This window comes from Amycolatopsis sp. NPDC051371 (assembly GCF_040682155.1).
Lineage (GTDB): Bacteria > Actinomycetota > Actinomycetes > Mycobacteriales > Pseudonocardiaceae > Amycolatopsis.
Window position 1 is genome coordinate 135,142 of record NZ_JBFBAG010000021.1, and the last position, 20,147, is coordinate 155,288.

General features: G+C 69.5%; 21 protein-coding genes and 1 pseudogene. 8 read left to right on the forward strand and 14 right to left on the reverse strand.

Features of this window, described 5'->3' with window-relative positions:
• Window positions 1–2 precede the first annotated feature (2 nt).
• Together AB0M59_RS25520 and AB0M59_RS25525 are read left to right on the forward strand one after the other, a co-directional pair.
• Entirely contained in the window at window positions 3–743 is a 741-nt protein-coding gene (locus tag AB0M59_RS25520) for an SDR family oxidoreductase (protein ID WP_364619264.1), read from the forward strand.
• Window positions 744–919: 176 nt separating this feature from the next.
• On the forward strand, window positions 920–1,333 hold the full coding sequence (locus AB0M59_RS25525; RefSeq protein ID WP_364619267.1) for a VOC family protein: 414 nt from the start codon (window positions 920–922) through the stop codon (window positions 1,331–1,333).
• Between the two features lie 24 nt (window positions 1,334–1,357).
• Here the strand turns inward: AB0M59_RS25525 and AB0M59_RS25530 are convergent, their stop codons facing one another.
• The 4 genes from AB0M59_RS25530 to AB0M59_RS25545 form a co-directional block, all read right to left on the reverse strand.
• Window positions 1,358–2,032 (reverse strand): DedA family protein, encoded by a 675-nt coding sequence (locus AB0M59_RS25530; RefSeq protein WP_364619270.1) that lies wholly within the window; start codon window positions 2,030–2,032, stop codon window positions 1,358–1,360.
• A gap of 132 nt (window positions 2,033–2,164) precedes the next feature.
• Window positions 2,165–2,986, reverse strand: coding sequence for a YceI family protein (locus AB0M59_RS25535; protein WP_364619273.1), 822 nt, complete (start codon window positions 2,984–2,986; stop codon window positions 2,165–2,167).
• A complete protein-coding gene (locus AB0M59_RS25540; protein WP_364619276.1) occupies window positions 2,983–5,586 on the reverse strand; it encodes an MFS transporter in 2,604 nt (867 codons plus the stop codon). Before AB0M59_RS25540 ends, AB0M59_RS25535 begins: the two co-directional genes overlap by 4 nt.
• Complete coding sequence (locus tag AB0M59_RS25545) at window positions 5,583–6,113, reverse strand: MarR family transcriptional regulator (RefSeq protein ID WP_364619278.1); 531 nt, start codon at window positions 6,111–6,113, stop codon at window positions 5,583–5,585. The genes AB0M59_RS25540 and AB0M59_RS25545 overlap by 4 nt, the downstream gene beginning before the upstream one ends.
• A gap of 187 nt (window positions 6,114–6,300) precedes the next feature.
• On the opposite strand from AB0M59_RS25545, the gene AB0M59_RS25550 reads away from it, so the two are divergent.
• Both AB0M59_RS25550 and AB0M59_RS25555 read left to right on the forward strand, forming a co-directional pair.
• Window positions 6,301–6,726, forward strand: coding sequence for a PPOX class F420-dependent oxidoreductase (locus tag AB0M59_RS25550; RefSeq protein ID WP_364619281.1), 426 nt, complete (start codon window positions 6,301–6,303; stop codon window positions 6,724–6,726).
• Between the two features lie 72 nt (window positions 6,727–6,798).
• Window positions 6,799–8,190 (forward strand): FAD-linked oxidase C-terminal domain-containing protein, encoded by a 1,392-nt coding sequence (locus AB0M59_RS25555; protein WP_364619283.1) that lies wholly within the window; start codon window positions 6,799–6,801, stop codon window positions 8,188–8,190.
• 114 nt (window positions 8,191–8,304) lie between these two features.
• Here AB0M59_RS25555 and AB0M59_RS25560 read toward each other — a convergent pair whose 3' ends face one another.
• The 4 genes from AB0M59_RS25560 to AB0M59_RS25575 form a co-directional block, all read right to left on the reverse strand.
• Complete coding sequence (locus AB0M59_RS25560; RefSeq protein WP_364619286.1) at window positions 8,305–9,018, reverse strand: VTT domain-containing protein; 714 nt, start codon at window positions 9,016–9,018, stop codon at window positions 8,305–8,307.
• Window positions 9,019–9,063: 45 nt separating this feature from the next.
• On the reverse strand, window positions 9,064–9,420 hold the full coding sequence (locus AB0M59_RS25565; protein WP_364619289.1) for a hypothetical protein: 357 nt from the start codon (window positions 9,418–9,420) through the stop codon (window positions 9,064–9,066).
• A gap of 24 nt (window positions 9,421–9,444) precedes the next feature.
• Complete coding sequence (nagA, locus tag AB0M59_RS25570; RefSeq protein ID WP_364619365.1) at window positions 9,445–10,596, reverse strand: N-acetylglucosamine-6-phosphate deacetylase; 1,152 nt, start codon at window positions 10,594–10,596, stop codon at window positions 9,445–9,447.
• Window positions 10,597–10,687: 91 nt separating this feature from the next.
• Window positions 10,688–11,260 (reverse strand): SigE family RNA polymerase sigma factor, encoded by a 573-nt coding sequence (locus AB0M59_RS25575; RefSeq protein ID WP_284749876.1) that lies wholly within the window; start codon window positions 11,258–11,260, stop codon window positions 10,688–10,690.
• 201 nt (window positions 11,261–11,461) lie between these two features.
• On the opposite strand from AB0M59_RS25575, the gene AB0M59_RS25580 reads away from it, so the two are divergent.
• Complete coding sequence (locus AB0M59_RS25580) at window positions 11,462–11,746, forward strand: YciI family protein (RefSeq protein WP_364372030.1); 285 nt, start codon at window positions 11,462–11,464, stop codon at window positions 11,744–11,746.
• An 88-nt stretch (window positions 11,747–11,834) separates the two neighbouring features.
• Here the strand turns inward: AB0M59_RS25580 and AB0M59_RS25585 are convergent.
• The 5 genes and pseudogenes from AB0M59_RS25585 to AB0M59_RS25605 all read right to left on the reverse strand — a co-directional run.
• A pseudogene (locus AB0M59_RS25585) lies at window positions 11,835–12,145 on the reverse strand (hypothetical protein); the annotation flags it as partial.
• 24 nt (window positions 12,146–12,169) lie between these two features.
• Complete coding sequence (locus AB0M59_RS25590) at window positions 12,170–13,642, reverse strand: NAD(P)/FAD-dependent oxidoreductase (protein WP_364619292.1); 1,473 nt, start codon at window positions 13,640–13,642, stop codon at window positions 12,170–12,172.
• 81 nt (window positions 13,643–13,723) lie between these two features.
• Window positions 13,724–14,197 carry a pyridoxamine 5'-phosphate oxidase family protein gene (locus AB0M59_RS25595; RefSeq protein ID WP_364619295.1) on the reverse strand — a complete coding sequence of 158 codons (474 nt, stop codon included), beginning with the start codon at window positions 14,195–14,197 and terminating at the stop codon, window positions 13,724–13,726.
• Window positions 14,198–14,208: 11 nt separating this feature from the next.
• The gene (locus tag AB0M59_RS25600; protein ID WP_364619297.1) at window positions 14,209–15,123 is read right to left on the reverse strand and encodes an SDR family oxidoreductase; all 915 of its coding nucleotides are present in this window, start codon (window positions 15,121–15,123) and stop codon (window positions 14,209–14,211) included.
• A gap of 81 nt (window positions 15,124–15,204) precedes the next feature.
• The gene (locus AB0M59_RS25605) at window positions 15,205–16,113 is read right to left on the reverse strand and encodes an aldo/keto reductase (protein WP_364619299.1); all 909 of its coding nucleotides are present in this window, start codon (window positions 16,111–16,113) and stop codon (window positions 15,205–15,207) included.
• A gap of 63 nt (window positions 16,114–16,176) precedes the next feature.
• On the opposite strand from AB0M59_RS25605, the gene AB0M59_RS25610 reads away from it, so the two are divergent.
• Together AB0M59_RS25610 and fbaA are read left to right on the forward strand one after the other, a co-directional pair.
• Window positions 16,177–17,001 carry an LLM class F420-dependent oxidoreductase gene (locus tag AB0M59_RS25610; RefSeq protein ID WP_364619302.1) on the forward strand — a complete coding sequence of 275 codons (825 nt, stop codon included), beginning with the start codon at window positions 16,177–16,179 and terminating at the stop codon, window positions 16,999–17,001.
• A 152-nt stretch (window positions 17,002–17,153) separates the two neighbouring features.
• Window positions 17,154–18,185 carry a class II fructose-bisphosphate aldolase gene (fbaA, locus tag AB0M59_RS25615; protein WP_364619305.1) on the forward strand — a complete coding sequence of 344 codons (1,032 nt, stop codon included), beginning with the start codon at window positions 17,154–17,156 and terminating at the stop codon, window positions 18,183–18,185.
• 72 nt (window positions 18,186–18,257) lie between these two features.
• Here the strand turns inward: fbaA and AB0M59_RS25620 are convergent, their stop codons facing one another.
• Window positions 18,258–19,433, reverse strand: coding sequence for a hypothetical protein (locus AB0M59_RS25620; RefSeq protein WP_364619308.1), 1,176 nt, complete (start codon window positions 19,431–19,433; stop codon window positions 18,258–18,260).
• Window positions 19,434–19,675: 242 nt separating this feature from the next.
• On the opposite strand from AB0M59_RS25620, the gene AB0M59_RS25625 reads away from it, so the two are divergent.
• Window positions 19,676–20,086, forward strand: a complete 411-nt coding sequence (locus AB0M59_RS25625) for a DUF3151 domain-containing protein (protein WP_364619311.1) — start codon at window positions 19,676–19,678, stop codon at window positions 20,084–20,086.
• Window positions 20,087–20,147: the final 61 nt, after the last annotated feature.

The following is a 20,147-nucleotide window of genomic DNA, read 5'->3' on the forward strand; positions in this document are numbered from 1 at the left end:
CGATGACGCTCATCGTCACCGGCGGCAGCCGCGGGATCGGGGCGGCGATCTGCTCACTCGCGGCTCGGCACGGCCACGATGTCGTGGTCAACTTTTCGGGCGATTCCGCGCCCGCTCTCGCGGTGGCCGACGAGGTGCGTTCCTTCGGCCGTCAGTCGCTGGCGGTCCGCGCGGACGTCTCCAAGGAGGACGACGTCCGCGCCCTGTTCGACGCGGCGGCGGAGCTCGGGCCGGTGAAAGCGCTGGTCAACAACGCCGCGATCGTCGGCAACACGCCCGGCCGCCTCGACTCCTACGACGTCGAAGTCGTCCGCCGGACCCTCGACGTCAACGTCACCGGGGTGTTCCTGTGCTGCCGCGAGGCGGTCCGCCGGATGTCGACGCGGTACGGCGGCGACGGCGGCGCGATCGTCAACATCTCCTCGACGGCGGCGCGCACCGGCTCGGCCGGGGAGTGGGTGCACTACGCGGCGTCGAAGGCCGCCGTCGACACGTTGACGTTCGGGCTCGCCCAGGAGGTCGCGGGCGAGGGCGTGCGGGTCAACGCGGTCGCGCCCGGGATGATCCACACCGGCCTGCACGAGGCCGCCGGCCTGCCGGACCGGCTCGAAAAGTTCGCGCGGCAGATCCCGATGGGACGCGCGGGCGAGCCGGCCGAAATCGCCGAAGCCGTGCTGTTCCTGCTGTCTCCCGCGTCGTCGTTCACCACCGGGGCGGTGCTCGACGTCGGTGGCGGCCGGTGACCGTCCGAGTACCGTCCGACAGACCCGAATGACCTTCAGTAACCGGCGTCCGCCTGCTGGGACGCCCGGAGACGGCGAGATCACGATCGGACGGGGAACTTGGTCACCCTTGTTTCGGGGGGCGAACGCTGTGCAACTCTGGGGAGCCGCCACGCGAAAGGACGGCTTCGAAAGCCATGGCAAAACTCATGTCCGTGCACCACCTGGCGCTCACCGTGACCGATGTGGACCGCAGCGTGCCCTGGTACGTCCGCGTTCTCGACCTCGAGGAGGTCACCCGGCGAGAAGAGCCGGACACGGGACTGCGCAAGGTCGTGCTCCGGTCCGCCGGGGACGAGTTCTCCGTGGTGCTGGTCCAGCACGCGGACACCGGAAGACGCGGGTTCGACGAACGCAGAACCGGGCTCGACCACGTCGCGTTTCGCGTGCGGTCGACCGCCGAGCTGGCCGAATGGGAGTGCCGTCTCGACGAGTTCGGGGTGTCGCACCTGCCCGCCGCGCCTTCGCGGACGTTCGAGGGTTCGAAGGTCGTGGTGTTCCGCGACCCGGACGGCATCCAGCTCGAGATCTGGGCCGATCCGGAACTCTGACTCAGGCCGCGCCGCGTCGCCGGTTCAGGCCCGGGCGTTGCTGTCGTCCGGCTCGTCCACCGGGCGGCGCATCTCCTGGCGGTAGCGCAGCACGCCGTACCCGGTGCCGAACACGAAGAACGCGATGCTGATCCACAGCGCCGCCGTCTTCAGCCACGGCAGCGCGTCCAGCAGCCCCGCGCCGTAGTACCCCAGCAGCACCAGCGTCGGCACCCACAGCAACCCGCCGAGCGCCGTCGCCGCCATGAAGCGGCGCGGGTCCATCCGGGCCGCTCCGGCGATCAGCGGGGCCAGCGTGCGGATCCACGGGATCCACCGGGCCGCCACGATCGCGAAGAAGCCCTTCCGGTCCAGGAACCGCTGCGCCCGCTCGAGGGCCTGCCGGTTCAGCACCTTGCCGTCGCGGCGGGCGATGAGCTTGGTGCCGCTCGTGCGGCCGATGTAGTAGCCGATCTGGTTGCCGAGCACGGCGACGATCAGCGCGGCCCCGGAAAGGAACCACGCGTTCGCGTCCGAACCGTGCTGGGCCAGCACCACGCCGGCCCCGAACAGCAGCGAGTCACCGGGCAGGAACAGCCCGATGATCAGCGCGCATTCGACCAGCACGAAGCTCAGCACGATCACCCAGACGAGCAGCGGACCGGCGGTGTCCAGCCAGCTCACGCCGACGCCCGCGGCCTCGAAGCTCACGACGTTCACACCCGGAGCCTACGTGGCCCAGGTGAACACCCCACGGCGAACGGTCGAATCGAGCGCTCCGGGATATTCAGGATCTACGAACGGTGAAGGCCCCCTCACCAGCGGTGAGAGGGCCTTCCCGGAACCAGGACTTCAGAACTGCGGCAGTGACTCGCCCTGGACCGCTTCGACGTCCAGTTCGATCTTCACGACCGTGCCGACCGCCGCCACGCCGGCCCGGACCATCGCGCTGTAGTTGATCGCGAAGTCGTTCCGGTGCAGCGTCGTCTCGGCGTGGAACGCCACGCGCACGCCGCCCCACGGGTCCGGGCCCCAGCCGCCGTAGGTCAGCTCCAGCTCGATCTCGCGGCGCTCGCCGTGCAGCGTCAGGTCGCCCAGCAGCGTCCACGAGTCCACCCCGCGCTGGCGCAGCCCGGTGCTCGCGAAGGTGATGACCGGGTGGACGTCGACGTCGAGGAAGTCCGGCGACCGCAGGTGGTCGTCGCGCATCCGGATGTTCGTGTCGATGCTCGCCGCCTTGATCTCGGCGTGCACCGACGACCGCTCGGCCGGGCGGCCGATCTCGATCCGGCCGGACACGTCCGGGAGCCGCGCCTTGATGCTCGCGATGCCCAGGTGGCGGGCGGTCGCGACCACCGACGAGTGCATCGGGTCGATCACCCACGGCCCGGCGGGCGGCAGGTCGATCGCCTCGGCGACCGGGGCCAGCACGACGTCGCCGAGCGAGCCGGAGCCGTCCGAGGCGACCTGCGTCATCCGGGCGATCGGGGTGTACCCGGCCGCCGTGACGACCGCGGTGTACGTGCCCGCCGGGAGGCCGTCGGTGACGACCTCCCCGCGGACGTCGGCCGCCTGCCGGGCGACCTGCCGCCCGGCCGGGTCAGTGACGGTGAGCACCGCGTGCTCCACCGCCCAGCCCTCGGCCGTGCGGAAGGTCGCGCGCAGACCGGTCATGACCGGTCGACCAGCTCGTCGAGGGCCTGGTCGTAGCTCAGCCGGACGTCGTGGCCGGCCTCGCCGCCGGTCAGCTCCACCTGGCTGGTCGCCGGCGGGTAGCCGCTCGCGACCACGGTGTACGCACCGGCGGGCAGGTCGCTCACCAGGTACCGGCCTTCGCCGTCGGTCCGGGCCACGGCCGCGACGTTGCCTTCGGCGTCGAGGACGGTGATCCGCGCGTCCGGGACGACCCGGTCGCCCTCGGTCCGGGCGATCCCGCTGAGCTGCACCGAGCTGGACAGCTCGACGTCGTGGCGCAGCACGCCGCTGTCCGGCACGGTCAGCGTCACCGCGACGGGCCGGTGGCCCGCGCCGCTGGCGACCAGGGTGTAGGCCCCGGCGCCGACCCCGACGAAGGCGTAGGTGCCGTCCGTGGTCGTGATGAACGCGCCGTTCACCTCACCGCGGCTGTCGGTCAGCGTCACCGTGACGTTCGCCAGCGGGGAGCCGGTGGCGGCCGCCCGCACGGTGCCGGTCAGCTCGCCGGACCCGGTGAGCGTGACGTCGACCGTCGCCGGCCCGTTGCTGATCACGACGCTGGAGGCCTGCGGCTGGTGGCCGTGGGCCGACACGATGAGGACGTACGCGCCCGGGCCCTGGCTGGGGACCGAGTAGCTGCCGTCCGGGGCACCGGTGGCCCGCGCGACCTGGCGGCCGCGCTGGTCGATCAGGGTCAGCGCCGCACCCGACACGTGGCTGCCGTCCTGCCGGCGGACGTGGCCGACGACCGGCACACCGCCCGCGCCGACCGGGGTGTCCAGCTCGGAGTCGGCGACGGAGTTCGTGATCGGCATCGGCAGCGCGCCCGACACGGCCTGGTAGTCGCCGTGCCCGTTGCTCAGGGCGTGCTTCCCGCCGCCGACCAGTGCCGGCTCGCGGTCGAGCGGCTTGACCGGCTCGACGATCTCGGTGGGCTCGTCGGCGAAGTCGTGCTCGTGCTCGTCGAGCAGCGCCTCGCCGCCCTCCATGGTCGCCGCGGCCGGGGCCGCGTTGGTCAGCGGGATCTCCTTCATGAACAGCAGCACGATCGTGGCCAGCAGCGCCACCGCGCCCGCGATGTAGAAGACCGTGGTGATCGACTCGGTGAAGCCGACCAGGATCGGCGTCTTGATCGCGTCCGGCAGGGACTGGATCACGCTGGTGTTCTCGGACAGGTTGCCGATGTTCGCGCCGGCGCCGGCCGGCAGCTGACCGCCGAACGCCTTCGTGATGTTGGGCATCAGGGTGTTGAACAGGACCGTCAGGAAGATCGCGACACCCGCGGTACCACCGATCTGGCGGAAGAACGTCGCCGACGCGGTCGAGACGCCCATGTCGCTGCGCGGGCCCGCGTTCTGCACCGCGATGATCAGCGTCTGCATGCACTGGCCCAGGCCGAGACCGATGATGGCGGCCGCGACCAGCGGGTGCCACAGCGGCGAGTCGTACTTGACCTGCGCGAAGAAGAACGCGCCACCGGCGATCAGGATGGTGCCGACGATCGGGAAGATCTTGTAGCGCCCGGTCCTCCCGGTGAGCCGGCCCGAAACGATCGAGCTGGTCATGATGCCCGCCATCAGCGGCAGCATCAGCAGCCCGGACTCGGTCGGCGTGTAGCCCTGCACGACCTGCATGAACTGCGGGATCATCGTGATCGCGCCGAACATCGCGACACCGACGATGATGCCGCCGATGATCGCGACGGTGAACGTCGAGTTCTTGAACAGCCGCAGCGGGATCAGCGCGGCTTCCTTCATCCACCGTTCGATCGCGATGAACGCGATCACGCCGACAGCGCCGACGACGTAGCAGAGGACAGCCTTGCCGTCGCCCCAGCCCCACTTCTGGCCCTGCTCGGCGACGATCAGGAACGGCACCACCGCGACGACGAGAGCGAGCGCGCCCCACCAGTCGATCTTGTGGTCGTGCCGCTCGTGCGGCACGTTCAGTACCCGGGCGACGACGAACAGCGCGAGGATGCCGATCGGGACGTTGATCAGGAAGACCCAGCGCCAGCCGTGGATGTCGTAGCCGAAGATGCTGCCGGCGTGGTCGATGCCGGCGAAGAAGCCGCCGAGCACCGGGCCCAGCACGGTGGACAGGCCGAACACGGCGAGGATGTAACCCTGGTACTTCGCCCGTTCCCGTGGCGGCACGATGTCGCCGAGGATCGTCATGGCCAGCGACATCAGACCGCCGGCGCCGAGGCCCTGCACCGCGCGGAACGCGGCCAGCTCGTACATGGACTGCGAGAAGGCCGAGGCCAGCGAACCGATCACGAAGATCGTGATCGCGGCCAGGTAGAACGGCTTGCGGCCGTAGATGTCGGACAGCTTGCCGTAGATCGGCGTGACGATCGTCGAGGTGATCAGGTACGCCGTGGTCGCCCACGCCTGCAGGTCGAACCCGTGCAGGTCGTTGGCGATCTTGACGATCGACGTACCGACGATCGTCTGGTCCAGCGCGGCGAGGAACATGCCGCACATCAGGCCGCTCAGGATCGTGACGATCTGGCGGTGGCTGAGCCGGGGCGGTTGACCCACCTCGGGCAGAGCCGGACTTTCGGTGGTGGAACTCATGCGTTGGCCCCCTTGGCCGGTGCAGCGGCGGACGCCTGGGCGTCGGCCAGCTGTGGAGAGTGGTTCTCGATACCTGTGTTGAGTCGGCCGAACAGCTTGTTCAGGGTCTGGATCTCCCCGTCGGTCCAGTCCCCGAGCACGTCGGCCAGCCATTGGTTGCGCTGCTTGCGGTTCTCTTCGAACACCCGCATGCCCTCGGTCGTCGGCGCGAGCAGGCAGGCCCGGCCGTCCTCGGGATCGGCCTGGCGCTCGACCAGGCCGTGCTGTACGAGCGAGCTCGACTGCCTGCTGATCGTGGAGATCTCGGAGTGGAGCGACTCGGCGAGCCGGCTGGTGCGCTGCGGGCCCTCGTGGATGAGGGTGAAGAGGATCGCGTAGGCCGCCCGCTCGATGCCGTCCGGTCCCTGCTTGGACACCTGGGACTTCGCCTTGTTGATCAAGCGGACCAAGCGCACGAGTTCGTGCCCGAGCTGGTCGGCGAGATCCAGTTCGGCCTTGGGCCGGATGGCGGAGCTGTTCGGTGCCATGAGGGATCCTTCAACGGCGTTGGTTGGCGGCTGCAACTAGTTGCCTCAGGCAAGGATGTGCCTTCACTAGCGGTTATGCAAGCGGAGGCACGGTCGATGTGTCGGAACACACTTTAGTTGCCGTATGCAAGCAGATTTCCTCCGGGCTGCTCTGGAACAACGGCGGCGCCCGCCGGTTGGAAGGGGTATGACCGACGACACAGCGCTGAAGGACTTCCTCGCCGTCCACCGCCACGGGGTCCTGGCCACCATCCGGCGCGACGGGCGGCCCCAGCTGTCCACGATCACGCACTCGTATGACCCGGAAACGGGGACGATAACCGCGTCGATCACGGAGACGCGGGCGAAGACGAAGAACATGCGCCGCGACCCGCGGGTGACCTACCACGTGGGCAGCGAGGACGGCTGGAGCTACGTCGTCGCGGAGGGGAGTGCTTCGCTCACCGCGCCGGCCGCTTCGCGGGACGACGAGACTGTCGAGGCGCTCGTCGACTACTACCGCCGCGCGGCCGGCGAGCACCCGAACTGGGACGAGTACCGCGACGCGATGGTCAGCGACCAGCGGGTGGTGCTGACGATCCACGTGGAGAAGCTCCTCGGCCTGGTTCGCTGAGCGGCTGGTCCGCGCGGCTGGTTTTGAAACTTTACTTCCGCAGTGCGGACTGTCCGGGCTTACGATGAGGCCATGAGCAACGAAGCCCTGGTCACCCGGCTCCGCGACCTGCTCGGCAAGAGCGCCGTGCTCACCGACTCCGACGTCACCGCGTCCTACGCGCGCGACATGATGCCGCTGGCGCCCTCCGGCAAGCCGCTCGCCGTCGTCCTGCCCGCGAACGTCGAGGAGGTGCAGGCCGTCGTCAAGGCGTGTGCCGAGGCGGGGGTGCCGATCGTGCCGCGCGGGGCGGGCAGCGGCCTGTCCGGCGCCGCGAACGCCATCGACGGCTGCGTCACGCTGTCGCTGACCAAGCTGAACGAGATCGTCGAGATCGACCCGGGCAACCGGCTCGCCGTCGTGCAGCCGGGCGTCGTCAACCTGGACTTCCGCAACGCCGTCGAGAAGCACGGGCTGTTCTATCCGCCGGATCCGTCGAGCTACGACTGGTGCACGATCGGCGGCAACCTCTCGACCAACGCCGGCGGCCTCTGCTGCGTGAAGTACGGCGTCACGACGGACTCGGTGCTGGGCCTGGAGGTCGTCCTGGCCGACGGGTCCCTGCTCAAGACCGGGCGGCGCACGGTCAAGGGCGTCGCCGGGTACGACCTGGCCCGGCTGTTCGTCGGCAGCGAGGGCACGCTCGGCGTCATCACGCAGGCGACGGTCCAGCTCAAGCCCCTGCCCCAGGCCCCGGCGACGCTCGTCGCGGGCTTCACGACCACCGAAGCCGCCGGCGAGGCCGTGGCCCGGATCGTGCGCGAAGGGCTCGTGCCGTCCCTGCTGGAGATCATGGACGCGTCGTCGATCAAGGCGTCCGAGACGTACTTGAAGACCGATCTGGGGGCGGGCTCGGACTGCCAGGCGCTGCTGCTGGGCCAGTCGGACGCGGGCGGCGAGGTGGCCCGCCGCGAGCTGGCGGCGATCGAGCAGATCTGCACCGACTGCGGCGCGGACCTCGCGTACACGACCGAGGACCTCGAAGAGGGCCGGATGCTGCTGCAGGCCCGCCGGGTGGTGCTGACGGCGCTGGAGACGTACGGCCAGTGGCTGACCGACGACGTCTGCGTCCCGCGCACGCGCATCGCGGAGCTGATCCGCGGCTGCGAGAAGATCAGTTCGGAGGTGGGGCTGAGGATTGCCGTGGTCGGCCACGCGGGCGACGGCAACATGCACCCGACGATCGTCTACCAGCCCGACGACGCCGACGAGTTCGCCCGGGCGCAGCGCGCGTTCGACGCGATCCTCGAGGTGGGTCTTGGTCTGGGCGGCACGGTGACGGGCGAGCACGGAGTGGGGAAGATCAAGCGCGAGTGGCTGGCGCGGGAGATCGGGCCGATCGGGCTGCGGGTGCACCGGCAGATCAAGGCGGCTTTGGACCCGGAGAACCTGTTCAACCCGGGCTCGATGTTCTCGATGACCTGAGCCCGCGCGTGCAGGGGTCCCCTCCCGGGGGACCCCTGCTTTCACGTTACCGCGGGGGTCCGACAAAAAGGGCCCCACCGCCGACCGGTTGGGGCCCTTCTCGTCGGGCAAACCTCAGTCCCGCACCCGCGGGATCCGCTGGGTGACCTCGGCGTCGGTCTCCGCCGGAGCCGTCGCGGATGCCTTCTTCTCGCGCCGCGCCTTCAGGTACTCCAGCACGATCGGGACCACCGACACCAGCACGATCAGCACGAAGATCGCGTCGACGTTGTTCGCGATGAACGACACCCCGCCGAGCAGGGATCCCAGCACCGTGATGCCCGCGGCCCACAGGATGCCGCCGATCACCGTGTACGTGAAGTAGCGCTTCGGGTCCATGCGGCCGATGCCCGCGATCCACGTGATGAACGTCCGGACGAACGGCACGAACCGGGCCAGCACGACCGCCTTCGGGCCGTGCTTCTCCAGGAACTCGTGCGTCTTGTGGACGTACTCCTGCTTGAAGATCTTCGAGTCCGGCCGGTTGAACAGCTTGGGGCCGGCGAAGTAGCCGAGGTAGTAGCCGGCGACGTTGCCGAGCAGCGCCGAGACCGTCACCAGCACGCAGACCAGCCACAACGGCGCGTTCAGGGTGCCGTTGGCGATGAACAGGCCGGCCGTGAACAGCAGGGAGTCACCGGGCAGCACCGGGAAAACGCTGCTCTCGATGAAGATGATCAGGCAGAGCACCGCGATGACCGGCGTGGTCAGGCCGCTCAGCAGGTGCTGCGGGTCGAGCCATGACGGCAGCAGGGACATCGTGTTGACCGTGCTCTGGGCGAGAATCACCCCAAAAACGGTACAGGGTCACCCTGAGTCGTTACTGAGACCCGGTCAGACCAGCGTGAGCAGGCCCACCACGGACCCCGCGGCGAGCCCCAGCAGCACCGCGAGCAACAGGATCCAGTACGCGGGCAGCTGCGCGCCCTGCCGGGGCGGCTCCAGGGGACGCGGGACATACGCCGTGGGCGCTTCGGGTGCCGGATCCAGGGCCGCGCGCTCGCGCTCCAGGGAGTCCGCGCTCGCGCCCGAGAGCAGGCCGTACGCCGACGGCAGCTCGTTGATCGCGCTGGTCGGAACGGCGTCGGTGCCCGGCTGGGGATCGCGGGCCGGCGTCGTCGAAGGGGCGAAGACCGCTTGCGCGCGAAGGGCGTCCGCCAGCAGTTGCTCGGGGTCCTTCGGCTCGCTCATCTCCGCCCGTCTCGCTCGCAGGTCTCAGGTACTCAAGGTAGCCGTACCCACCTCGGCGACCCACTCACCCCGGCGCAGCACCTTCGCGGGCCGCAGGTCCTGGTCGAGGACGACGATGTCGGCCACGTAACCGGGGCACAGCATCCCGGTGCGGTCGGCGATGCCGAGCAGCTCGGCGGGCCGTTGCGACGTCGCGTGCACCGCGTCGAGGATGCCGAGTTTCGCACCCCGGACCAGATTGCGGAAGGCGGTGTCCATCGTCAGCGTGCTGCCGGCCAGCGAGCCGTTGTCGGCGAGGGTGGCGACGCCGTCGTGGACGTCGACCTCGAGACGGCCCAGCGTGTAGCGGCCGTCGGCGGCGTCGGTGGCCGACATCGCGTCGGTGATCAGCACCGTCCGGTTGCGGCCCGCGTGCTTCGCGGCCAGCCGCACCACGGTCGGGTGCAGGTGCACCAGGTCGCAGATGAGCTCGATCGTGATGCGCTCGTCATCGAGCAGGGCCCCGACCGGGCCGGGCTCGCGGTGGTGCAGCGGCCGCATCCCGTTGAACAGGTGCGTGGCCACCGAAGCGCCCGCGTCGATGGCCGGCAGCAACTGCTCCTCGACGCCGTCGGTGTGCCCGATGGCGGCGATGACGCCCGATTCGGCCAGCTGCCGGACGGCCTTGATCCCGCCGTACAGCTCCGGGGCGATGGTGACCATCCGGATCGCGCCCTGGCCGGCGCGCAGGAGCTTGTCGACCGTGCCGGTGTCCGGCTCGAGCAGCGTCTCCGGGTCGTGCGCCCCACAGCGGGCCTTCGAGATGAACGGCCCCTCCAGGTGGATGCCCGCGACCTCGCCGTCCTGGACGAGCTCACGCAGCGCCGCGACCTGCTCACGCAGGATGTCCACCGGGTCGGACACCAGGCTGGCCAGCATGGTCGTGGTGCCGTGACGGCGGTGCGCTCGCACCGCCGTCAGGAGCTCCTCGGGATCGAGGGAGGTGAACGACGCACCTCCCCCGCCGTGGCAGTGGGTGTCGATGAACCCGGGCACGACCAGTGCCCCGCCGACGTCGACGTATTCGCCCGATGGCGGGGTCCCCGAACCCACGCCGGCGATCCGCCCGTCGGAGACGGCCACCCAGCCGTCGTCGAGTACACGGTCCGGGGCAGCGACCCGGCCGCCCATGATCACGAAATCTCCGGCGCCTCTCACGCACCCCAGCATATATTGGTCTGGACCAAGCATGGTGATACGACTCAGTGATCGGTTTGGTCCACCCGGGTCACTGTGGGGCCTGCATGGCCTTCTGGAGTGCCTCGAGCGCCCGGCTGGCGGTCGACTTAACGGTACCCTTGGAAATGCCTGCGGCCTCAGAAATCTCGGCCTCGCTCAGCCCACCGTAGTAACGCAGCACCAGCACTTCACGCTGGCGGGGCGGCAGCTTGGACAGCGCGCTGACCACCGCCTGGTGCTCGCTGGAGAGCATCGCGAGGCTTTCCGCGGACCGCGCGTTGACCGCGTGCGGCGGCACGTACTCGCGGGCGGTCTTGCGCCGGCGCAGCACGCTGCGCGACCCGTTGACCACGGCGGTGCGCAGGTAGCCGACGGCGGCCGCGGCGTCCCGGAGCCGGCCCCAGTTGCGATGCAGGCCGGTGAAGGCCTCCTGCACGACGTCTTCCGCCGTCGCGGGCTCGTCCACCAGCAGAATCGCCAGCCGGACCAGCCGCATGCGGTGCTGGCGGTAGAGGTCTTCGAGGGTCAGCGGTGTCGGCGCCTGCGCCGGGGCCGGACCGTCCATGACCCGCAGTTGGCCGAGGGTTGCCTCGACACTGCGTTCCGCATTGCCCTCGAGCATGAACCCCTGCCTGTCCTCGACCCCGGTTTGCACGGTGCGTCGCGTCAGCAGGTTCACGGTATTCACAGCGCTCACACAGGTACTGACGCACGCCCAGCCTATCGGGTTGGTCTCCCGCCGCCACAGCTCGGATGCTGGGACACGGTGACGACCCGGGTAGCGTCGGTCCCGTCCCGCCCCCGCCCGACCCCGGAGATCCACATGGCCTGGTACCTCGTCGAAATCACCTACGTCCAGGAGAAGATGCCGGAGGTCCGGCCCCGGCACCGCGAGTTCCTGCGGAACCTGGCCGCGGACGGGCGTGTCGCGGTCGCCGGGCCGCTCGGCGACGGTTCCGGCGGTCTCACGCTGTACCAGGCCGATGACGAAGCGCACCTGAAGGCGACGATCGACCAGGACCCGTACCTCCTCGAGGGCGTCATCGCGGAGCGGACCATCCGCGAGTTCAAGCCGGTCATCGGCGCCTGGGTCCCCCAGGAGTCATAGGTCGAGCACGGTGGTGCCGCGGTTGACGCACATCCGCATCGACCCGCCGCCGGCCGTCGGCACCGTGCGGCTTCGCGCCGGTCAGCCCCAGGTCGACGCGGGCGCCGGTGATCATCGGCACCGGCCCGCAGCAGTAACCGAGGCGCCTTGGGCCGGCCTTCCAGCAGCTCGGCGCCGGCCGCCGGGACGCCGTACTCGGTGTCGGGACGGATCCACACACGGTTGTCGCGCGGCAGTTCGTCGAGGAACGGCATCGACTCCCGGCTGCGACCGGTGTAGATCAGCCGCCACTCCGCACCGAGGGCTGTCGCCCGGCGGATCGCCGCACAGCGAGTACTGCCGCACCAGGCCGGACGGCAGCACGAGATCGATGTGCGCGCCCGGTCGCCACCCCGGCATCGCCAAGCCGCTCGTCCGGGGAGGTCACGACGAGCGGCCGGACAGCTCGTAGTCGGCCGGGTCCACCTTCCGCGTCTCCAGCCAGTAGCGCCAGGTGAAGCCGGGCCAGATCGTCCGGTTCACGCCCTTGGCGTCGAGGTACCAGCTCTTGCAGCCGCCCTGCGTCCAGACGCCCTTGACCAGCTTGTCCTGGATGTCCCGCTGGAACTTCTCCTGCACGCCCGGCCGGACGTCGAGCGCGGCGGCGTCGCGGGAGTCGGCGAGCTTGATGGCGTCGACGACGTAGCGCGACTGCGACTCGATCATGAACACCACGGAGTTGTGCCCCAGCGCGGTGTTCGGGCCGAGCAGGAAGAAGAAGTTCGGGAAGCCGGACACCGCGATGCCCTTGTGCGTCTGCATGCCCTCGGCGGCCCACTCCTTGGCGAGGTCGCGGCCGTCGACGCCGGTGATGTCGAGGTACTCCAGCGCGTCGGTCACCTTGAAGCCGGTGCCGTAGATGATCGCGTCGACCTCGTGCTCGACGCCGGCGGAGTCGACGATCGAGTGCGCCTTGACCTCCTTGATCCCGGCGGTGTTCACGTCGACGTTCGGCCGGCTCAGCGCCGGGTAGTAGTCGTTGGAGATCAGGACGCGCTTGCAGCCCATCGTGTAGTCCGGCGTGACCTTCTTGCGCAGCGCGGAGTCCTTGATGCCCTTCGCGATGTTGCGCTTGGCGATCAGCTCGCCGGCCTTCATGATCGCCGGGTGGCCGTTGAAGCCGATGGCCCGCGCTTCGAGCAGCCAGTACAGCGCGTTGCGGTAGAGGCGCTGGGTGCCGGGCACGCGCTTGAACAGCGTCTGCGCCCACGACGGCATCGCGTGGTCGGGCTTCGGCATGATCCACGGCGGCGTCCGCTGGAACAGCGTCAGTTCGGCGACGTCCGGGGCGATCTTCGGGACGAACTGGACGGCGCTGGCGCCGGTGCCGACCACGGCGACCTTCTTGCCGCGCAGGTCGTACTCGTGGTTCCACCGCGCGGAGTGCCAGGTCTGCCCCTTGAACTCCGCGATCCCGGGGAGTTCGGGGACCTGCGGGATGTGCAGGCCGCCGACGCCGGAGACGAGGAACTGCGCGACATACTCGCGGCCGTCCCTGGTCGTCGCCGTCCAGCGGCGCTCGCGCTCGTCCCAGTGGGCGCCGGTGAGTTCGACGCCGAAGCGGATCTTCTCGCGCAGCTGGTACTTGCCGGCGACGCCCTTGAGGTACTCGAAGATCTCCGGCTGCGGCGAGAACGACCGCGACCAGTCCGGGTTCTGCTCGTACGAGAACGAGTACATGTGCGACTGCACGTCGCACGCGCACCCGGGGTAGGAGTTGTCGCGCCAGGTGCCACCCACCTCGCCGGCCTTCTCCAGGATCACGTAGTCCCGGATGCCGGCCTTTTCGAGCTGGATCGCCTGGCCGAGCCCGGAGAACCCGGTGCCCACGATCACGACCTTGAACCGCTCGGTCATCTGTCGGCCTCCGCTGCTTCGAGGAAACTGCGGAGATGACGTTACCTCAAGTAACAGTTACCTGGAAGTACTGCCTACCGGTTAGTACGTTCCGCCGAGTTTCGTGTGGTCCCAGCTGACGATCTTCGTCGGACGGAAGACGAGTCCGATCCGTTTCGGCGCCTGACCTGCGATGAAGCTGCTCAGCTCGTCGGGTACGGGGTCGCCCGGCTTGGCGCCCGCGTACCGCTGCATGAGCGTGATCCCCATCCGGGTGACTTCCACGGTGTTCTCGATGATCTCGACGTCGGCCTCGAGCGAGATGCCGCGCAGCTTCTCGTAGCTGTCGCCGTCCTCGATGAGCACGGTCGCCTCCGGCAGGCGGCGGAGGTTCTTCGCCTTCTGCGAGGTGCCGTACGTCCAGGTCGCGACGCCGTCCTCGTGCGGGAAGTACCAGAGCGGCGCGAGGTGCGGGCGGCCGTTCGGGCCGACGCTGGCGACGTTGATGACCTTCTGCTCGGCGAAGTACGCGCGCACTTCGTCTTCGGTCATCCGGATCTGGTCCCGACGCGACATCCGCGGTCTCCCTACGACTTGGTCGTCGCCGCGCGGCCGCCGTGCCCGGTGACCGCCGACTCGAACGCGCCGCGCGCCTCGATGTCGGCCAGCGCGGCCTTGTCCGCCGAAGGTACCCGGCTGCGGGACCCGATCTCGATGATCGGCGGGAGGAACGCGCGGAGCAGCTTGAGGCCGCCGACCCAGCGCGGCACGTGGATGGTCCGGGCGCGCTTGAGGATGCCCGCTTCGAGGTCGTCCAGCGCGGTGTCGAGCGGGTAGGTCTTGCCGATCAGGCCGGGCATCGACGCGCGGAGCTTGCCGAAGACCGGGTGCGCGTCGGCGCTTTCGACGAGGTCGGTGCGGATCCAGGTCGGGTGCGCGACGCCGACCTTGACGCCCAGGTGGGCGACCTCGGCGCGGAGGCTGTTGGAGAACGCCTCGACGCCGGCCTTGGCCGCGGAGTAGTTCGCCATGCCCGGCGCGTGCGTGATCGCGGCGAGGCTCGAGATGGCCAGCAGGTAGCCCTTGCGCTCGATGACGTGCGGGAGCGTGACGCGGAACGTGCGCCAGACGCCGAGCAGGTCGACCTCGATGACCTTCTCGAACGCGGCCCGGTCGACCGAGCGGACGAAGCCCGCGGTCGCGATGCCGGCGTTCGCGATGACGACGTCGATGCCGCCGAAGTGCTCGACGACACCGGCCGTGGCGGCTTCGAGCGCGTCCCAGCTCGTGACGTCGGCTTCCCAGGACTTCGCGTTCGGCCCGATCCGGTCGGCGACCTTCCGCTGCTCCTCGGCTTCGAGGCCGACGAGGGCGACCTTTGCGCCGCGCGCGGCGAGCCGTTCGGCCAGTCCGGCGCCGATGCCGCGGGCCGCCCCGGTGATCAGGACGACCTTGCCGTCGACCTTCTTGGTGCCGCTCAGCAGCGAAAACGGGTTGGCCACGGTGCCCTCCTGGACGTCGCACGTCGCTTCTGGAGGGCACCGTACCTCAACTTACTATCAGTAAGCTACCCATAAGTAGGTTCAGGCTTCGCGCAGTGCGGTGAGTTCGGCGTCGGTCAGTTCGAGGCTCACCGAGGCGATCAGGTCGGTGAGCTGCTCGGGCGTCCGGGCGCTGGCGATCGGCGCGGCGACCGTCGGCTGCTGCCGCAGCCAGGCGAGTGACACTGTGGCGACCGAGACGCCGTGCGCCTGGGCCACCTCGTCGAGCTTGGCCAGGACGCGCTCGCCGTTGCCGTCCAAATAGGACGAAGCGCGGGCGGCACGCGGGCTGTCGACCGCGTCGTCCTTCGTGCGGTACTTGCCGGTGAGGAAACCCTTGGCGAGGGCGAAGTACGGCAGCGTGGCGAGGCCTTCGCGCTCGACGAGCGGGGCGAGGTCACGCTCGTAGTCGCGCTCGACGAGGTTGTAGTGCGGCTGCAGGACGGCGTAGCGCGCGAGGCCAGCCGAGTCCGAAATGGACAGTGCTTCGGCGAGCCGCTCGGCGCTGTAGTTGGACGCGCCGAGGTGGCGGACCTTGCCCGCGCGGACCAAGGCGTCGAACGCCGTGAGGGTCTCCTCGAGCGGGGTGTCCGGATCGTCTCGGTGCGCGTAGTAGAGGTCGATGTGGTCGGTCTTGAGGCGGCGCAGCGAGTCCTCGGCCGCGGCCTGGATGTTCTTCGCGGACAGGCCCGGCCGCCCGTCCCACATGCCGACCTTGGTCGCGACGACGACCTCGTCCCGGTTGCCGCGCGCGGCGAGCCAGTTGCCGAGGATCTCCTCGGAGCCGCCACCCCCGCCGTAGAGGTCGGCGGAGTCCACGAAGTTGCCGCCGGCCGCGGTGTAGGCGTCGAGCACGGCGAAGGACTGCGGCTCGTCCGCCGTCCAGCCGAAGACGTTGCCGCCGAGGTTGAGTCCGTACACGTCGAGGTCGGTGTTGCCCAGCTTGGTCATGCCTTCGACGTTAGTTCGCCGATCCCGGGAGGAAAATCGCCGTCCCACGCGTTGGAGTGTTCCATGGCTATCGAACTGGGCAAGCTCGGAATCTGGCGGTACCACGCCAACGTCGATGCGAAGTTCGCGGCGGAGGCGGAGAAGCTCGGCTACGGGGCGATCTGGCTGGGCGGTTCGCCCGGCGTCGCCGACCTCGCGTCCGTGGACGACGTCCTCGCGGCGACGGACTCGCTGGTCATCGCGACCGGCATCGTCAACATCTGGCAGGACGAGCCCGCCGACATCGCTCGCGTCTACCAGCGGATCGCGGCGAAGCATCCGGACCGCTTCCTGCTGGGCGTCGGCGCGGGCCACCGCGAAGCGACGAAGGAGTACAAGAAGCCGTACGCGGCGCTGGTCGACTACCTCGACGGTCTGGACGCGGCGGGGGTCCCGGTTTCCGGGCGTGCGCTGGCGGCGCTGGGCCCGAAGGTGGTCGCGCTGTCGGGCGAGCGCACGGCGGGCGCGCACCCGTACCTGACGACGCCGGAGCACACCCGCTCGACGCGCGAGATCCTGGGCGCGGGACCGCTGCTGGCGCCGGAGCACAAGGTCGTCTTGTCGACCGACGCCGCCGAGGCGCGCGCGATCGGCCGCAACACCGTCAAGTACTACCTCGGGCTGTCGAACTACGTCGCCAACCTGCGGAAACTCGGCTTCACGGACGCCGATCTGGAAGGTGAGGGCAGCGACCGGCTGGTCGACGCGCTGGCGTTGCACGGCGACGCGTCGACGATCGCCCGTGGCTTGTCGGCCCACCTCGAGGCGGGGGCTGACCAGGTGGTCGTCCAGGTGCTGAACGAAGACCCGTGGCCGGGCTACCGGGCGCTGGCTTCCGAGCTGTTGTGATCCTCGTCCGGCCGCCGGTTCGCCGGCGGCCGGACGCACTCCTTCTGAACCGATTCGACGTGCGGAAAAGTTTCTGCGCGGGGACCGGTGTGCGGCGGCGGTCCACCTCGTACGATGCGGTCGGGACCCATCCCTGCCAAGGAGGAACACCGATGCCCATCGCGACCCCCGAGGTCTACGCGGAGATGCTCGACCGGGCCAAGGCGAACGAGTTCGCCTACCCGGCCATCAACGTGACCTCGTCCGAGACCGTGAACGCCGCCATCCGCGGGTTCGCCGAGGCGGAGAGCGACGGGATCATCCAGTTCTCCACCGGCGGCGCGGAGTTCGCGTCGGGCCAGAAGGTCAAGGACATGGTGACCGGCGCGGCCGCGCTCGCGGAGTTCGCCCAGGTCGTGGCCGCGAAGTACGACGTCAACGTCGCGCTGCACACCGACCACTGCCCGAAGGACAAGCTGGACGGTTTCGTCCGCCCGCTGATCGAGATCTCGGCCGAGCGCGTCAAGAACGGCCAGAACCCGCTGTTCCAGTCCCACATGTGGGACGGCTCGGCGATCGACCTCGACGAGAACCTGGACATCGCGCAGGAGCTGCTCGCCAAGGCGGCGGCCGCGAAGATCATCCTCGAGGTCGAGATCGGCGTCGTCGGCGGCGAAGAGGACGGCGTCGAGGCCGAGATCAACGAGAAGCTGTACACCGCCGAGGGCGACTTCCTGAAGACGATCGACGCGCTCGGCTCCGGCGAGAACGGCCGCTACCTGCTGGCCGCGACCTTCGGCAACGTGCACGGCGTGTACAAGCCGGGCAACGTGAAGCTGCGCCCGGACGTGCTCAAGGGCGGTCAGGAAGCGGCCTCGAAGAAGCTCGGCCTCGCGGCCGGCTCGAAGCCGTTCGAGCTGGTCTTCCACGGCGGCTCGGGCTCGCTCCCGGAGGAGATCCGCGAGGCGGTGTCGTACGGCGTGGTCAAGATGAACGTCGACACGGACACGCAGTACGCGTTCACCCGCCCGATCGTCGACCACTTCTTCAAGAACTACGACGGCGTCCTGAAGATCGACGGCGAGGTCGGCAACAAGAAGGTCTACGACCCGCGCTCGTACCTGAAGGCCGCGGAGACCGGCATGGCGGCGCGGATCGTCGAGGCTTGCCAGGCGCTGGGCTCGGCGGGCACGAAGGTCAAGTAAGCACCGCAAAACCTCTGAAGGCCACCATCAGGGCATCCAGTGCCCTGATGGTGGCCTTCAGCGCATTCGAGGTCAGGTTGCCGGTGTCATGCTCCGGCGGCGTGCGACAGGCCCGGCGGCCGCCCAGAGCGCGAACACCCCCGCCAGCACCACCAAAGCCGTCCAGTAAGCCACCGGCGGGGCCGACTCCGTGTGCGCGTCGCCCAGCACCCACGGCCGGAACTGCGACTGCACCCACAGCGCGCCGAACCCGAACGCCGTCACCAGCAACGCCCCCGCGCCCGCCGTCAACAAGCCATGCCCCCGGCCGATCGCGAACGCCAAGTCCACCGCGAGACCCACGAAAAGCAGGTAGAACGGCACCGTCGACACCGGGAAGCCCATGCCGAGCAGCAGCGGCCACATCACCGATCGATAGGCCACGTACACCAGCGCGACAAGAGAAGCCGACCAGCGGAAACCCAGCGTTCGACGGGCCAGGACCAGGATCAGCGCCATCACGCCGATGCCCCACAGCGGGTACACCCACTCCGGGATCGGCATCGTGAAGTGCATCACCGCGGTCCGGTCGACCGGGTGCCCGATCTGGTTGGCCGCGAAGTCCAGCAGCGACGGCTCAGCCTCCGGCGTGCCGCGCTCCCAGGCGCGCAACCCCAGGATGCCGTACTCCTGCTGGCCGTTCGGGAAGAACGTGTTCTCCAGGAAGAACGCCCACAGCCCGAGCAGCACGCCCGTCCGGAACCGTCCCGGCGGGGAAAGCCGGAGCCAGCCCAGCAGCACGCCCGCCTGCATGATGCCCGTGCCCAGGTAGAGCATCATGTGCGACGGGCTCCACGCGGTCAGGTCGAGGCCGTTGACGCGGTGGTTGATGACGTCGAGCGGCGCCGCCACCAGGAACACCAGCAGGCCGATCTGCATCAAGCGCAGAGAGCGGCGATCAGCGCCCAGGCCCGTGTAGCTGTGGATCGCCACCAGCACGACGATGATCACCGTGCCGACGGTGTTGATCAGGTGCGGCGGCGCCAGGTCGTCGCGCAGCCACATGAAGTGCCACGACATGTCCCACGACGAGCCCAGCAGCTTGAACGCGAACGCCACCAGCCACATGCCGTAGCAGAACCGGAGCACCCAGTCCGGCGTCGGCTGCCCGGGGGTGCCGCGGTGCCAGTGCCGCGTGAAGAACAGCCGCGTCTTGCCGATCGGACTGCGCGGGATCACGTCCACCGGGACGTCGACTGCCTTGGCCATGCCGGACATCATGGCCGGTCATGGTCACGAGCGGGTCAGGACCGTGGCGAAAGACGCGAAAATCGGGATTCACCCTTAGGGGTGGACGACTTGCTTTCGCCCGGCAGGGGTTGGCAAGGTGTGCCGCCATGATGCCGAAACGAGTTGTGGCCGCCGTCCTGGTCGGCGCTCTGGTCCTGGCCGGCGGCGGGGTTCTCGCGGGCCTGTTCTTCTGATCCGCGGGCGTGGGCACAATGGGCGGCATGACGCACAACCTGCTCGGCCCCGAGCCGACCCTGCTGCCCGAGCACACCGCCGCCCAGGCCGCGCTCGACGCCGGGACCGACCCGTCCGCCGTCGCGGCCGAACACCCCGACTACAGCGAGGCGTGGGCTTCGCTGGCCGAGAAGGCCTTCGACGCGGGTGAGACCGTCGCCGCGTACGCGTACGCCCGCACCGGCTACCACCGGGGTCTCGACCAGCTGCGCCGCGCCGGCTGGAAGGGCTTCGGCCCGGTGCCGTGGGCGCACCGCCCGAACCAGGGGTTCCTGCGCGCCCTCGCCGTGCTGGGCAAGGCCGCCGGGAAGATCGGCGAGACCGAGGAGTACGACCGCTGCCGGACGTTCCTCGCCGACTCCGACCCCGCCGCGTCCGAGGCCACCGGCCTGAAGTGACCCAAGCTCGTGAAGGCCACCTTGAGGAAGTTCAAGTTCCTCAAGGTGGCCTTCACGGCTT